Genomic DNA, 14409 nt, shown 5'->3' on the forward strand with positions numbered 1-14409 from the left:
TAAAACCCAACTATGAAAAAAACAATTACGCTACTGTTTTTAATACTTACTACTGTATCTTTTTCTCAAATTAGAGGAAAAGTAACCAGTACTAATAACACTCCTTTATCCTTTGTTAGTGTTTATTTAGAAAACTCTATTACTGGAACAACTACTAACGATAATGGTGATTATGAATTAACAATAAGAAAAAAAGGAGAATACACTATAGTTTATCAAATCTTAGGGTATAAAACAATAAAAAAGAAAGTTACTATAACAACTTTTCCATTTACTTTAAGCGTTCAACTTTCTGAAGAAGAGGTTGCTTTAGATGAAGTTTTAGTTTCTTCTAAAGAAAACCCTGCTAATAAAATTATTAGAAATGCTATTGCTAGCAAAGGAAAGAATACCGATAAGTTTGGACAATACAAAGCTGATTTTTATTCTCGTGGTTTATTCAAAGTAAAAAATCTACCAAAGAAATTCTTAGGTCAAGAAATTGGCGACATGGGAGGAGGGTTAGACTCTACAAGAAGTGGAATTGTATATTTATCTGAAACTATTTCTAAGATTTCTTTTCAAAAAAAACCAAAAAACTTTAAAGAACATATTATTGCTTCAAAAGTATCGGGTAGTGATAACGGCATTAGCTTTAACCAAGCTGAAGAGGTTAATTTTAATTTTTACGAAAACTCTTTTAATTTAGCAGAAGCTCAAATGGTTTCTCCTATTGCAAATGGCGCTTTTGGTTACTATAACTATAAATTAGCTGGAACTTTTTATGATAAGAACGGTAAATTAATTAGTAAAATCCAATTACTTCCTAAAAGAAAAAACGACCGTGTTTTTAGTGGTTATATTTATATTGTTGAAGATGACTGGGCTATTTATGGTGCCGATGTAGTTGTTACTGGAGCACAAGTTAGCATACCTATGATAGATTCTTTAAAAATTAAACAAAACTATAATTATTCTACTAAGAATGAAGCTTGGGTCCCTGTTACACAAACTATAGATTTTAAAGCTGGTATGTTTGGTTTAAATTTTAACGGACGCTTCTCTGCTGCTTATTCTAACTATAACTTTGAACCTAATTTTACTAATAAATATTTTGGAAGTGAAATTTTGTCTTTTGCAGAAAACGCTACAGAAAAAGATACTCTTTATTGGAATAAAATTCGTCCAGTAACTTTAACCAATGAAGAAGTTTCTGATTATAAATTAAAAGATAGTATTAAAACCAAACGTAAGTCAAAAAAATATTTAGACTCAGTAGATACCAAGCAAAACAAGTTTAAAATCTTAGATATTCTTTCTGGTTATTCTTATAACAACACCTATAAAAAATGGGGTGTAAGTTTTTCTTCTCCTATTGAAGATATAAGTTTTAACACAGTTCAAGGATGGAACACCTCTGTTGGTATTAACTATTATAAAACCTTAAATAAAAAAGGGAAGCACTATGGCTTTGGCACTAACTTTAATTATGGTATTTCTGATAAAAAAATAAGACCTACTGGTTATTTTTATTATAAATGGAACAATACAACCAGACCTATTTTAAATATTTCAGGTGGTAATACAACTGTTCAATTTAATGCTAAGAAACCTATATCTAAATTTTGGAACACTATTAGTTCTGTATTGTTTGAAAGAAACTACATGAAAATTTATGAAAAAGACTTTGCTAAAGTTTCTTATTCACAAGAAGTAATTAATGGTTTACATATGTCTTCTTCATTAGAATATGCTAATAGAAAACCATTATTTAATACTACTGATTATGTAATGTTTCCTAAAAGCAATGTAGATTATACATCTAACAACCCACAAGATCCAACAAATTTCACTTCTTCATTTACTCCACATAAAATGTGGTCGTTTACACTTGGAGCAAACATTCAGTTTGGTCAAAAATTTTTATCATATCCTAACGGAAAATACAATGTAAGTAGCGGAAAATATCCTTCTTTATTTATTGGGTATAAAAAGAATTTTGGATCTGAAAATTCTGAATGGAATTCAGATGTTATTTATTCGCAATTAAACCAACGAATATCTTTAGGCAACTGGGGAGAATTTAAATACAAAGCCAAAGGAGGCGTCTTTTTAGAGAAGAAAGATATTCCTTTTATAGATTATGCTCATTTTAACGGAAATCGTCTGTTAATAGCTCCTAAAGACAATTATTTAGATAATTTTTATATGCTACCATATTACCAATTAAGTACAAATGATAAATATGGTGAATTACATGGAGAATATAATTTTAAAGGCGCTTTATTAAGTAAAGTTCCACTTCTAAATAAGCTTAATTTTCATTTAGTAACTGGTGCAAAAGGATTATTCACTGGAGGCAACAAACCGTACTCTGAATATTCAATTGGCTTAGATAATATTGGATTTGGTAAGTGGCGTTTTTTACGCGTAGATTTTGCTCGATCTAACTTTAATGGACGTCATGAAAATAGAGTAGTATTCGGAATTAAATTGTAATTTCGTAATATGAATATTAATGTATTACTTTTTGGTATTGCAACTGATTTAACAGGAAGTTCTTCTTTACAGATAGAACTTCCTGTTAACTGTTCAGTAGCTAATTTTAAAGAACTTCTTATAACAAAGAATGAGTCATTAAAAGAAATGAGCACATATGCTGTAGCTATTAATGAAAGCTATGCTTCTGATGAAACTATTATAAAAGATAATGATGTAATTGCGATTATACCTCCTGTTAGTGGGGGGTAATATTAATACATAAATTATATTCTTGTAAACTTACTATTCGCTTTTAAGATACTTCCCTACAAAGAAAGTTCCGAAAGGTAAAATTGATAATAAACATACAATTCCGAAAGTTTTTCCTTTCCAATTCAACTCATACTTTAACATAATTGCCATAATAATGTATACTACAAATAGTAAACCATGTGGCATTCCCAGCATTTTAACATACTCAGGATTATCTTGTAAATACTTAATTGGTGTGGCTATAAAAAGTAATAAAATGTATGATATCCCTTCTAATAAACTTACAATTTTGAATAAATTAATCATGTTTCTTCTTTTAAAAACTTGTTGTTAATGATACTGAAAAATTACGTCCTGGTGCAGAAACACCAGAAGCAAATTCTTTATAATGAATATCAAATAAATTAGTAATTTGTGTTTGAATTGAAATATTCGAATTCAATTGATATTTTCCAAAAACGCCTACAGTCATCCAAGCTGGAGTCCCATAATATTTATCGACAGCTAAAGTAGCATTTTCATCTACAATTGGAGTTTGTGTATGATTATCTATGCCTTCTTCAATATTATAATCATCAATACTTTTTTTAGCATTAAAAACAAGATTTGCTCCGCCTTCAAAATTAAAGTTTGAATAATTTATTTCAAACCTACCAAATAATGGTGGAATTGAAGATAATGGCAAGTTAGTATCATATGCTCTTCCTTTAGTATAGGTTAAAGAACCAGAAGTATTCCAGTTTTTAAACAATTTTCCTTGATAACTTAAAGTTGCTCCAGTAACATAAGCTTGTCCTTTATTTACATTTGCTACAATATTACCATCTTCTCCATCATAGCTTATTGTTTTATCTCCAGGGATTAATTCAAAAGCTTCTCTATAAATATAGTTATTTAGTAATGTATAATAAATGTTAGCACCTATTCTAAACTTTTTATTATTAAAATATTTTTGCGCTCCAATTTCAGCATTATAAGCATGTTCTGGTCTTAAATTGACATTAGGCACAGTAACATTTCCATTCTTTTCACCTACTTTACCTACATCATCAATATTTGGAGATCTAAAACCTGATGATAGCACCGTATTTAACTGCCATGTTTTTGTTGGTTTATATACATAACCTATAGTTGCAGTTAAAGCTGTATTATTTAAACCAATATCATTATTTGGCAATACTATAAATTCCTCACTATTCCACTTAGCTTGTAATTTCGTATTGGTTAATCTAATTCCAGTATTTAGTGTAGAGTTACTTGTTATGTCCTGTCTATAATCAACATATACTGCCGAACTAAAATAACTACTTCCTCCATCTGGGTATCTAGATTGCACAGGGAAAGTTCCATTAAACCCAATAACTTTATTATTATTTACCCTTAACGTTTTTCCAAATGAATTAGATTGAACATCGTTATAAGCAACTTCAAATCCATAGCCTAAATTTCTTTTTTTAGCTAGAGAAATAGAAAAGTCTCCATTTAAACTAAATACATCTACATCTTCTTCTCTATAGGTTCTATCTAAACTTCCAAATTTTCGTTGGATACGGCTTTCTTTTATATTTTGATATGCTAAGGTTACAACTCCATTATTTAACCATTTTTTCTTCGGATTAATTTCTAATTGTGAAGACGCTAAAAATCTAGTTTGTGGACCATAATACCATTCTGAAAATTTAAGATTTCCATTTTTTAATTCGGTTAATTTATCAAAACGAGGAACATCTGAAGACGTTGAATATTGAATATTAAATTTTAAATCAGTATTTCTAGATAATGGAACATAAAACTTCTGCAACACATCTGTTTGACTAAAGCCTGTGTTTCTTTGAAGATTTGGGTCGTTATTTACTGTTGGATTCTCATTATAGTTTCCATTCATATTGTCTGAATAAAAAAACACTTTACCCCAGTCATCAAATCCATGTGAACGATTTTTCCCCATTTTTAAATCACCAAATGTACTATGTGTTATACTTGTTAAAGAAGCCCATTTTTTAAACTGCAACTCAACAGATAGTGCATTAGTAACTTCGTTATTTACCGAACTGTATCTTAAAAAAGCATCGCCTTTAATTTCATTTTTATCAGAAATTTTTGGCGTTTTTGTATAATAATGAATTACACCTCCTAAAGCGTCGGATCCATAAATTACAGATGATGGACCAAATACTACCTCAGTTTTCTCCAATAAATTAGGACTTACCGTAATTGAATTTTGCAAATGTCCTTTACGATAAATGGCATTGTTCATTCTAACTCCATCTACTACCAATAAAACACGGTTACTTTCCATACCTCTTAATACCGGACTTCCTCCTCCAAACTGTGACTTTTGAACTTTAATTCCTGGTACACTTGCTAATAAATCTGCTGAAGTTTGTGGTGATACTTTTTTAATTTCTCTTGAAGAAATTACAGCAATTTGTTCTGCTATTCTATTGGCTTTTTCTTTGCTTTTAAAAACAGAAACTACCACTTCATCTAATTGTTCAGACTGTTTTGATAAAAACACCTGATAATCATTCTTTTCTAAATTTGATTTTTTTGCTTGAAATTCTGCATAAACGACATGCGACAAAATAAGCACTTCATTATTTTCAAACTCTGTAATATTTACTTTTCCATCAATATTACTAATTGCCGATTTTGTTTTATTTTCATTAAATACTGCTACCCCTTCAATTGGCTTACCTGTTCCGGCATCAATTACAGTAAGGTTTTGAGAAAAAACTGATCCAATTATCAGTAAAAAAAATACAGTTATAATTTGCTTCATATATCAACTAAACACCGTTTCTAAAACGTCTAAAGATTTAGGTTTTTTAAACCCCTCCAAATGTAATTCAAAATATTGAATTATCATTCTCAGTATCACCTGTCTTTCGTTTTTATTGTACGAAATTGAATCTATTGCATCAAAATTTATGCCTAACAGTCTTTTAAAAAGAATTAATTCTTTTCCTGAGATTATTAACTTTTCATAAGTTGAATCTGTAAAACTCCCTTCTAATAAGCTAAATCCTAATTTATTAGACTCAGTTAAGTCTGGGTAAAAACCTAAATACCTCGATAAATTCAGCACAAAAAGCAAGTGAAAATTAGCTATATTATCATGAGTATCTAACCAAATAAGCCCCGTTTCTATATATTTATAGAGTATTTCATTTTTTTCTTCTTCTTGAATAATATTAGACAGCACTTCTGATAAAAACATTACTATAGTTTGTTTAACTACTGATTTGTAGATATTCTCATACGAATGAATTACATGAGCTTCTTTTATAGAGTTTAAAGAATTCTTATTATTATGATTTGCTGTAAGTTCTAATTGCGTTAAGGGCTGAAAATAAGCTGGCTTTAATTTTCCTCGTTTAGAACTTAAAATTCCACGAATCATATAAGACCGTACTCCTTCTTCTAAAGTAAAACATTTTATAATTAAACTTGTATCACCATATTTAAGAGTACTTAAAACAATGGCTTTTGTAGTAATCATTGCCATTAATTAACAATTTTAATAATTGATTTTTAAAACCTTTATCAAAGATATTTAATATTAATAACAAAAATGATACTTTCGTACAAATTTGATTCAACTTCTTATGACTTTTGAAATAGAAAGAAAATTCCTAGTAACTTCCGACAATTACAAACAACAAGCTTATAAAAAGAGCTATATAAAACAGGGCTTTTTAAATTCAAAAAAAGAACGTGTTGTAAGAGTTCGAATTAAAAACGACACAGGGTTTTTAACTATAAAAGGAGCTTCTAATAAAAGTGGCACCACTCGATTTGAATGGGAGAAAGAAATTACTAAAATTGAAGCTGAAAATTTATTAGAACTATGTGAGGAAGGTATTATTGAAAAATATCGATATTTAGTAAAAGTAAACGAACATGTGTTTGAAGTTGATGAATTTTTAGGAGATAATAAAGGGCTACTAATTGCTGAAGTGGAACTTAAAAATGAAAACGAAAGTTTTACTAAACCCGAATGGCTAGGAAATGAAGTTACAGGGATTGTAAAATACTACAATTCTAACCTTAGTAAAAAGCCTTTTTGTAAGTGGTAATAAGTACGTGATTTTAACCTTTAAACTATATTTTAAATGTAAAAAAATATGGTTAAGAAATGACTAAAACTTCCCAAGAGTACAAACACATGAAAAATAGCGTGGTTGTATTTTATTTTTCCAATTGAATAAAATAATGCTCCTACAGTATAAAAAACACCTCCAGCCATTAAATAGAACAAGCCTTCTGATGATAAATTATTCATTAGTGGTTTAATTAAAAAAACTACTTGCCACCCCATTATTAAGTATAATGCTGTTGATAATTTATCAAACTTCCCAGTAAAAAACAGTTTTAGAACAACTCCAGTTAACGCAAATAGCCAAACAAAAATAAACAAGTACCAACCTGTTTCATCTGGTAAAACTATCAAACAAAAAGGAGTGTAACTTCCTGCAATTAAGACATAAATAGCTGCATGATCAAAAATATTTAGTCTTCTTCTTAATTTAGGTGCTTTTGCAGCATGATAAAAAGTAGACGCTGCGTATAATACTATTAGACTTAATCCATAAATAATAAAACTAGATATTTTCCAAAAACCACTATATGCTATGGATTTGGATATTAAAAATGGAAATACAACAAAACTTAATAACAACCCAAAACCATGAGTTAAAACATTTAGTTTCTCTTCTATTTCGCTATAACGGTGATTTAAATTCTCGCTCATTATTAGGTCTATTTGTATCTTTCATATACAACTCATCATCAATTAATTCATTGTACATAACATCAAAAGTTCTTTTCTTAAGATTGTCTTTATTTTCCATTGTAAGTCCTTCTGTATTAATAAACTCACATTGCTTAACTCTAAAAGTACCTGGAGCGCCTTTAAAAAAATCCCACGAAAACAATCGTTTACAATCTAAATATAATTGGGGTACTATTGGTATTTGGTGCTCTATTGCTAAACTAAAAGCCCCATTTTTAAATGGTGCCAACGTTATATTTTCTGTTGGTACCATTCCTTCTGGAAAAATTGCAATACTCGTTCCGTTTTTAAGTCTTCGTTTTGCTTGCTCATACACTCGTTTTCTACTATCGGCATCACTTCTGTCAACCATAATAACCACTTTTTTGTAGAAAAATCCAAAAATTGGGATCTTTACCAATTCTTTTTTTCCCACAAATACAATTGGGTTTTTACTCATAGCACACATTACCCATCCATCTAATAATGATGCATGATTAGCACAAAACATATAACTCTGATTCCTTTTAATTTCTTGCTCTCTATCAATTTTCAATCGAAAACCCATTCCATAAATTAAAATGAACGACCAAGCCCTAATTAATTTCCAAAATGTTGGGTAATACTTTTCACTTGAAGTTAAAATTAGTAAAAAAGGCGACATTATAACCACCGAAACTAAAATCAATACATAAAACCATAAGCGCCAAATTAATCGAAAAGGAAATAGTAAATATTTAATCATAACTGCGAATGTAGTAATTTCTTTTGTTTGATGATTTTTAAGCTTATTTTTGCTCGTATTATTAAATAACTACAAAAACATTTCAAGAAGAAATATGTCAAGAGTTTTAACTGGAGTACAAAGTACAGGAACCCCACATTTAGGGAATTTATTAGGAGCTATTTTACCTGCCATTGAAATGGCTAATGATCCTAAAAATGAATCGTTTTTATTTATTGCTGATATGCATTCTTTAACTCAAATTAAAGATGGTAAGCAATTACGTGAAAACACCTACAGTACTGCAGCTACTTGGCTTGCTTGTGGAATTGATATTTCTAAAACTGTTTTTTACCGTCAAAGCGATATTCCTGAGGTTACCGAATTAACTTGGTATTTAAGTTGTTATTTTCCATACCAACGTTTAACCTTAGCACATAGTTTTAAGGATAAAGCTGATAGGTTATCTGATGTTAATTCTGGATTGTTTTCTTACCCAATGTTAATGGCTGCTGATATTTTATTATACGATGCTGAAGTGGTGCCTGTTGGTAAAGATCAATTACAACATTTAGAAATGACACGTGATGTTGCTAGTAGAGTTAATAATGTAATTGGTGACACATTAATTTTACCTCAAGCAAAAATTGACGAACACACTAAATTGGTTCCAGGAACTGATGGTGAAAAGATGAGTAAATCTAGAAATAATTTTATCGATATCTTTTTACCAGAAAAGAAATTACGTAAACAAATTATGGGTATTCAAACTGATAGTTTAGCACTAGAAGACCCTAAAAATCCTGATACCGATAATGTTTTTGCTTTATACAAATTATTAGCTTCTGATGAGCAAATTGCTGAGATGCGTGCAAATTACGAAGGTGGTAACTACGGATATGGTCATGCTAAACAAGCTCTATACGAACTAATTCTTGAAAAGTTTTCAGATGTTCGTGCTAAGTACAATCATTATATGGAAAATCGTAATGAAATTGATGAAGCTTTAGCCATTGGAGCAGAAAAAGCTCGTGTAATTGCTAAAGATGTTTTAAAAAGAGTTCGAACTAAAGTTGGATATTAAAAACAGTAATTATGAGATATTTTTTTATTTTAAGTAGTCTAGTATTATTTTTTTCTTGTGCAGAGCAAAAAGAAAAAACATTTATAACGGAAGCTTCTTGCGGCCAATGTCAGTTTGGAATAAAAAGCCAAAAGGGATGTGATTTAGCTATTAAGGTTGATGATAAAGCTTATTTTGTTGATGGTGCAAAAATTGATGATTTTGGTGATGCTCACGATGAAAAAATTGGCTTGTGTAACGTTATTAGAAAAGTTGAAGTTGCAGGAAAAGTTGAAAATGATAGATTTATAGCGACTTCTTTTAAAGTAGTTGAATAACTTTATATAAAGATAGTAAAAACAAAAAACCGAAGTAATATGCTTCGGTTTTTTACTTTTATATGATATTTCAAAATCTAAGGTGCTGGATTCGGAATAACCGTGTGCACTGCTTCAATTTCTGCTAAAATCTCTTTACTTAAGTCAATATTAATAGAATTGATATTCTCTTTTAATTGACTCATTTTTGTTGCTCCAATAATATTACTTGTTACAAAAGGCAATTGATTAATATATGCCAACGATAATTCTGAAAGCGTTAATCCATGCTTTATTGCTATTTTCTGATATTCTTCTACTGCTTTTAAAGATCCATCAGACATATAGCGCGCTATAAAACGTGGGAACAATGTTCCTCTAGCTCCTTCAGGTGTTTGTCCGTTTAAATATTTACCAGACAATACTCCTTGCGCTAATGGTGAATATGCTAATAGTCCAATATCTTCTCTCATAGATACCTCAGACATTCCATACTCGTAGCCTCTATGAATTAATGAATATGAATTTTGAATCGTGACCATTCTAGGTAAACCTTTTTGCTCTGCTGTTTGTAAGTATTTCATGGTTCCCCATGGAGTTTCATTTGACAATCCTATCTGCTTTAATTTCCCTTGCTTAATCAAGTCGTTTAAAGTTTCTATTATTTCTAAATGATTCTCTGCTTCTTTAGTTGCTGTTTGGTATGGGTAATCACGAACTCCAAAACAATTTACTCCTCTTGATGGCCAATGTAATTGATATAAGTCGATATAATCGGTTTGTAAGCGTTGTAAACTACCTTCAACTGCCTCTGTGATGTTTTTCTTGGTAAAACCTCCTGAGCGTATGTGTTTTGTATAATCTCCACCTCCAGCTATTTTAGATGCCAAGACTACTTTATCACGATTTCCTGTTTTTTTAAACCAAGACCCTATAATTTTTTCTGTTGCTCCGTAGGTTTCTGGTGTTGCTGGTACTGAATATAATTCTGCAGTATCAAAAAAGTTTACTCCTTGTTCTAAAGCATAATCCATTTGCTCATGTCCATCAGCTTCAGTATTCTGGTTTCCCCAAGTCATTGTTCCTAAACATATTTTAGAAACTTTTATATCAGTATTTGGTAGTTTTGTGTATTTCATAATCTATTTATAACTGTTATACTTTATAACTTCCGCCCTTTTATTTATTTTCTCTGTAATTTTTTTTAAAGCCACCATTTTATTAGCTTTTATTGAATATCCTTTACTTCCAATATCACTACTATATAAAATAATTGTATCGCTTTTTTCACCCCAGCCTAAAGCCCATTTATTGAAATCTCCAGCTCTTGAGTTAATACTATCTAATAAATTAGAATTTTTATCATATAAATAAATCATTACATAAGCATAATTTTCATCCTCTTTATTTGTTCTATTGACTTTTGCCTTAATTTTATATTTTAAAGATGGAGAATTAAAATATTCTCCATCATAATCTGAAAAACAGGATACGAAAAATACTAAAAAACCACTTAATAACAATTTACTCTTCACAAAAAACTAATTTAAAACAGCCTCAATTCCTGGTAAAGTTTGCCCTTCAAGCATTTCTAACATAGCGCCTCCGCCAGTAGAAACATAACTTACTTTCTCTCCAAAACCAAATTGCTTAACTGCAGCTACAGAATCTCCTCCTCCCACTAAAGAGAATGCTCCATTTTCTGTTGCGTTGGCAATCGCATTTCCAAGCGCTATTGTTCCTGTTGCAAATTTTTCCATTTCAAAAACACCTAATGGTCCGTTCCATAAGATAGTTTTAGATTTTGCGATTACTTCTGCAAATTTCTCTGATGTTTTAGGTCCACAATCAAGTCCCATCCAACCATCAGGAATTTTAGATGTATCAACTATTTGAGTATTTGCATCATTTGAAAAAGCGTCAGCAATTACTGCATCTACTGGTAAATGTATTTCAGTATTATTTGCTTTTGCCTTTTCTAAAATTTCTAAAGCTAAAGCTAACTTATCCTCTTCTACTAGTGAGTTACCTATAGTTCCTCCTAAGGCTTTTATAAAAGTAAATGTCATTCCTCCACCAACTATAATATGGTCTACTTTTTCAATAATATTTTCAATCACACCTATTTTAGACGACACTTTTGCACCTCCTAAAATTGCTGTTACTGGTTTTTCCGAATTGTTTAAAACCTTATCTATACTTTCAATTTCGGTTGCTAACAAATTTCCGAAACATTTATTTTCTGGAAAAAATTGTGCTATTACTGCGGTAGAAGCATGTGCTCTATGTGCTGTACCAAAAGCATCGTTTACATAAACATCTCCTAGTTTTGATAACTGTTCTGCAAAAGTTACATTTCCTGCTTTTTCTTCTGAATAAAAACGTAAATTTTCTAATAATAAAATTTCTCCGTTTTTTAAATTGGTAACAGCTTCTGTTACTTTATCTCCAACACAATCATCAATAAATTTAACTTGTACTCCTATTACTTCAATAACCTTATCTACAATATGACGTAACGAAAATTTATCTTCCTTTCCTTTTGGCCTACCTAAATGCGACATTAATACGCAACTACCTCCATCTTCTAAAACCTTTATAATTGTTTGTTTTGCTGCCTGTATTCTTGTATCGTCTGTTACTTGAAAAGTATCATTTAAAGGAACATTAAAGTCTACTCTAATTAATGCTTTCTTATTTTCGAAATTAAAATCGTTAAGTGTTTTCATTACTTAAATTTAGTTGATTGTTATTTTTAAAAATTGTCTCTTCTTTTTTCTTTGACCGTATAAAATTAACTCATTATCTGAAACTTGTTCTATATATCTGCAATTAAAAGGTGCTTCTTCTTCTTTATTTGATAATAATGTTTTATAAATAAAGTTTCCATCAGCATCAAATTTAACAATATATAAATTGGTATTCTTTTTTGTTGCTTTCCATAAAAAACTTTCTCTAAATTTTATTCTTCCTCCAGACAATTCTCCCATTTTTTTATGGGCATTCAAAATTAAATACTCATTATTATCATATTGAGCTGTACCAAAAGACATTAATGGATTTGAAAAATAGCCTGATGTTTGTGCTTTATTAATATTCCTTGCCCATAAAAGGTCACCTTCATCATTCAGTTTTAATGTAATTATATCATCAAAATTATATGATATTCTAGTATACCCTCCATATTGATTATGAACGTATGTTGTTGTTATAAAAAACTCTTCTGCAGTAATAATCATACCTCCTTCTTCTGGATATGAAACATTTTTAAATCTAATGTTTCTTAACTCTTTTTCCTTTGACTTACCATATTTATCCGTTAGGAACTGTTCTGTAAACGGAGAGAATTTTGAATTTTCTATTTTAATATCTTCTGGATTTATTATAAAAGAGCACACTCCTTTAAATCTGTATTCATTTTTATTTGAATAAAATCCGATGCAACTTATTTTATTTTCTGGAGTAAAGTCTAATTCTAAAGTAGCTACAAAATGATCTTCTACCGAAAGTTTTGTTGATATTACATTACTTTTTGTAATTTTAAATAATTCATAATGATAATTCCCACCTTTTTTCTTTTTCTTTTTTTTCTTTGGATATACTTTTCCTAAAACAGATACTTCTCCTTCATCAGATACTTTAACTTCCTGAAGTTTGAATCGTTTATCCTTATAAGGCAATTCAAACTCTTTTTCCCATAGTTTATTAAAGTCTTCATCGAAAACCTTTATACTGTGATGTTCATTTTTTTTATCTGAAGAATCTATATTAAATACATTGTATTTTCCTGATTTTGAAAAAGACATGTTCCCTTCGAAATCTTTATCTATTTTAGACCCTGAAAAAATAGATCCAAAAAAAGATGGATATCTATCGGTAGTAACTTCAAAAATTTTTCTTTTCGTAAATTCAAGCTTCTCTTTTTTTGAAGTATATAAATAAGCTTCGATCTTTTTTTCTTTTCTATTCTTATAATACTCAATAAAACCTAAAGTATTACCATTTAAAAAACCTCCAGAAATCTTATGTCTCTTTTCTATTTTGTGTTCAAAAGAGTTTATTTGTTTAAAATCATTATCAAAAACATCTATATAAAAATACTTTTCATTTTCTGAAGTTCTTATAATATATAGTGTATTTGATTCATCTTTAAAAATAGTTCTTAAGACATTCGATTTTTTTTCTTTTAGCACTTTACTTTTAAATAACGTAACATCTATTGAGCTTTCTTGTGCCTTTATTTTTGAAACAAAAAAGGTTATAAAAAATAAAAAGAGTATTTTTTTCATAGCAATAATATTTTAATAATTTTAAGTTGCCGAAAATACTATATTTTAGCAATACATTTAATCTTATTCTGCTCAATATGGAAAACTCTTCTATAAAAATAGCTTCTGAAAAACTAAATTTACAAGAATGTTACGATTTTGTAACGCATCCTTCTTGTGGTGGTATTGCTGTTTTTGTTGGTACTGTTCGAAACGCTACTAAAAATAAAAATGTTACTCAATTAGATTTTTCTACTTACAAACCTATGGCTATTAAAGAAATGCAGAAGATTGCTGATTTAGCTTTGGATAAATTTCCTATTAAAAAGATTGCAGTTCACCACGCTGAAGGTTTGTTACAAATAGAAGATATTCCGGTTATTATTACAGTTTCTTCTCCTCATAGAAAAGCTGCTTTTGATGCTTGTCAATTTGCAATTGACACCTTAAAGGAAACGGTTCCTATTTGGAAAAAAGAATATTTTGAAGATGGTGAAGTTTGGGTAAACGCACATCCTTAATTCTTTTTT

Annotated in this window: 15 protein-coding genes; 6 read left to right on the forward strand and 9 right to left on the reverse strand. The window is 29.5% G+C overall.

Going from position 1 to position 14409, the window contains the following annotated elements; genetic code table 11:
• Positions 1-12: 12 nt before the first annotated feature.
• Together Q0881_RS00515 and Q0881_RS00520 are read left to right on the forward strand one after the other, a co-directional pair.
• A complete protein-coding gene (locus tag Q0881_RS00515; protein WP_299155941.1) occupies positions 13-2478 on the forward strand; it encodes a DUF5686 and carboxypeptidase regulatory-like domain-containing protein in 2466 nt (821 codons plus the stop codon).
• 9 nt (positions 2479-2487) lie between these two features.
• Entirely contained in the window at positions 2488-2730 is a 243-nt protein-coding gene (locus Q0881_RS00520) for a MoaD/ThiS family protein (protein ID WP_299155943.1), read from the forward strand.
• A gap of 33 nt (positions 2731-2763) precedes the next feature.
• On the opposite strand, the gene Q0881_RS00525 is transcribed toward Q0881_RS00520, so the two are convergent.
• Genes Q0881_RS00525 through recO form a run of 3 tightly spaced genes read right to left on the reverse strand, consistent with a single transcriptional unit; the run spans position 2764 to position 6241 of the window.
• A complete protein-coding gene (locus Q0881_RS00525) occupies positions 2764-3039 on the reverse strand; it encodes a DUF3817 domain-containing protein (RefSeq protein ID WP_299155945.1) in 276 nt (91 codons plus the stop codon).
• 10 nt (positions 3040-3049) lie between these two features.
• Entirely contained in the window at positions 3050-5515 is a 2466-nt protein-coding gene (locus Q0881_RS00530) for a TonB-dependent receptor (RefSeq protein ID WP_299155946.1), read from the reverse strand.
• A gap of 3 nt (positions 5516-5518) precedes the next feature.
• The gene (gene recO, locus Q0881_RS00535) at positions 5519-6241 is read right to left on the reverse strand and encodes a DNA repair protein RecO (protein WP_299155948.1); all 723 of its coding nucleotides are present in this window, start codon (positions 6239-6241) and stop codon (positions 5519-5521) included.
• 100 nt (positions 6242-6341) lie between these two features.
• Between recO and Q0881_RS00540 the strand changes: the two genes are divergently transcribed.
• Positions 6342-6812 (forward strand): CYTH domain-containing protein, encoded by a 471-nt coding sequence (locus Q0881_RS00540; RefSeq protein ID WP_299155950.1) that lies wholly within the window; start codon positions 6342-6344, stop codon positions 6810-6812.
• A gap of 32 nt (positions 6813-6844) precedes the next feature.
• Here Q0881_RS00540 and Q0881_RS00545 read toward each other — a convergent pair whose 3' ends face one another.
• Both Q0881_RS00545 and Q0881_RS00550 read right to left on the reverse strand, forming a co-directional pair.
• Positions 6845-7486 carry a hemolysin III family protein gene (locus tag Q0881_RS00545; RefSeq protein ID WP_299155952.1) on the reverse strand — a complete coding sequence of 214 codons (642 nt, stop codon included), beginning with the start codon at positions 7484-7486 and terminating at the stop codon, positions 6845-6847.
• Positions 7458-8252 carry a lysophospholipid acyltransferase family protein gene (locus Q0881_RS00550; RefSeq protein ID WP_366139551.1) on the reverse strand — a complete coding sequence of 265 codons (795 nt, stop codon included), beginning with the start codon at positions 8250-8252 and terminating at the stop codon, positions 7458-7460. The genes Q0881_RS00545 and Q0881_RS00550 overlap by 29 nt, the downstream gene beginning before the upstream one ends.
• A gap of 94 nt (positions 8253-8346) precedes the next feature.
• Between Q0881_RS00550 and trpS the strand changes: the two genes are divergently transcribed.
• Both trpS and Q0881_RS00560 read left to right on the forward strand, forming a co-directional pair.
• Complete coding sequence (gene trpS, locus Q0881_RS00555) at positions 8347-9315, forward strand: tryptophan--tRNA ligase (RefSeq protein ID WP_299155954.1); 969 nt, start codon at positions 8347-8349, stop codon at positions 9313-9315.
• Between the two features lie 11 nt (positions 9316-9326).
• Positions 9327-9632: a DUF6370 family protein gene (locus tag Q0881_RS00560; RefSeq protein ID WP_299155956.1), complete on the forward strand. Its 306-nt coding sequence runs from the start codon at positions 9327-9329 to the stop codon at positions 9630-9632.
• Positions 9633-9709: 77 nt separating this feature from the next.
• On the opposite strand, the gene Q0881_RS00565 is transcribed toward Q0881_RS00560, so the two are convergent.
• Genes Q0881_RS00565 through Q0881_RS00580 form a run of 4 tightly spaced genes read right to left on the reverse strand, consistent with a single transcriptional unit; the run spans position 9710 to position 13900 of the window.
• Positions 9710-10750 (reverse strand): NADP(H)-dependent aldo-keto reductase, encoded by a 1041-nt coding sequence (locus Q0881_RS00565; protein WP_299155958.1) that lies wholly within the window; start codon positions 10748-10750, stop codon positions 9710-9712.
• A gap of 3 nt (positions 10751-10753) precedes the next feature.
• Entirely contained in the window at positions 10754-11146 is a 393-nt protein-coding gene (locus Q0881_RS00570) for a hypothetical protein (RefSeq protein WP_299155959.1), read from the reverse strand.
• A gap of 6 nt (positions 11147-11152) precedes the next feature.
• Entirely contained in the window at positions 11153-12340 is a 1188-nt protein-coding gene (locus Q0881_RS00575) for a phosphoglycerate kinase (protein ID WP_299155961.1), read from the reverse strand.
• Positions 12341-12349: 9 nt separating this feature from the next.
• Positions 12350-13900 carry a hypothetical protein gene (locus Q0881_RS00580; protein ID WP_299155963.1) on the reverse strand — a complete coding sequence of 517 codons (1551 nt, stop codon included), beginning with the start codon at positions 13898-13900 and terminating at the stop codon, positions 12350-12352.
• A 77-nt stretch (positions 13901-13977) separates the two neighbouring features.
• Here Q0881_RS00580 and Q0881_RS00585 point away from each other — a divergent pair, with 77 nt between their 5' ends.
• Complete coding sequence (locus tag Q0881_RS00585; RefSeq protein WP_299155965.1) at positions 13978-14400, forward strand: molybdenum cofactor biosynthesis protein MoaE; 423 nt, start codon at positions 13978-13980, stop codon at positions 14398-14400.
• Positions 14401-14409 lie beyond the last annotated feature (9 nt).

Origin of the sequence: uncultured Tenacibaculum sp. (assembly GCF_947494125.1) — a bacterium.
In the GTDB taxonomy this organism is placed as follows: Bacteria; Bacteroidota; Bacteroidia; order Flavobacteriales; family Flavobacteriaceae; genus Polaribacter.

Coding starts and splice junctions, on each gene's coding strand:
- Q0881_RS00515 (WP_299155941.1), top strand. CDS start 13: ATGAAAAAAACAATTACGCTACTGTTTTTAATACTTACTACTGTATCT.
- Q0881_RS00520 (WP_299155943.1), top strand. CDS start 2,488: ATGAATATTAATGTATTACTTTTTGGTATTGCAACTGATTTAACAGGA.
- Q0881_RS00525 (WP_299155945.1), bottom strand. CDS start 3,039: ATGATTAATTTATTCAAAATTGTAAGTTTATTAGAAGGGATATCATAC.
- Q0881_RS00530 (WP_299155946.1), bottom strand. CDS start 5,515: ATGAAGCAAATTATAACTGTATTTTTTTTACTGATAATTGGATCAGTT.
- recO (WP_299155948.1), bottom strand. CDS start 6,241: ATGGCAATGATTACTACAAAAGCCATTGTTTTAAGTACTCTTAAATAT.
- Q0881_RS00540 (WP_299155950.1), top strand. CDS start 6,342: ATGACTTTTGAAATAGAAAGAAAATTCCTAGTAACTTCCGACAATTAC.
- Q0881_RS00545 (WP_299155952.1), bottom strand. CDS start 7,486: ATGAGCGAGAATTTAAATCACCGTTATAGCGAAATAGAAGAGAAACTA.
- Q0881_RS00550 (WP_366139551.1), bottom strand. CDS start 8,252: ATGATTAAATATTTACTATTTCCTTTTCGATTAATTTGGCGCTTATGG.
- trpS (WP_299155954.1), top strand. CDS start 8,347: ATGTCAAGAGTTTTAACTGGAGTACAAAGTACAGGAACCCCACATTTA.
- Q0881_RS00560 (WP_299155956.1), top strand. CDS start 9,327: ATGAGATATTTTTTTATTTTAAGTAGTCTAGTATTATTTTTTTCTTGT.
- Q0881_RS00565 (WP_299155958.1), bottom strand. CDS start 10,750: ATGAAATACACAAAACTACCAAATACTGATATAAAAGTTTCTAAAATA.
- Q0881_RS00575 (WP_299155961.1), bottom strand. CDS start 12,340: ATGAAAACACTTAACGATTTTAATTTCGAAAATAAGAAAGCATTAATT.
- Q0881_RS00580 (WP_299155963.1), bottom strand. CDS start 13,900: ATGAAAAAAATACTCTTTTTATTTTTTATAACCTTTTTTGTTTCAAAA.
- Q0881_RS00585 (WP_299155965.1), top strand. CDS start 13,978: ATGGAAAACTCTTCTATAAAAATAGCTTCTGAAAAACTAAATTTACAA.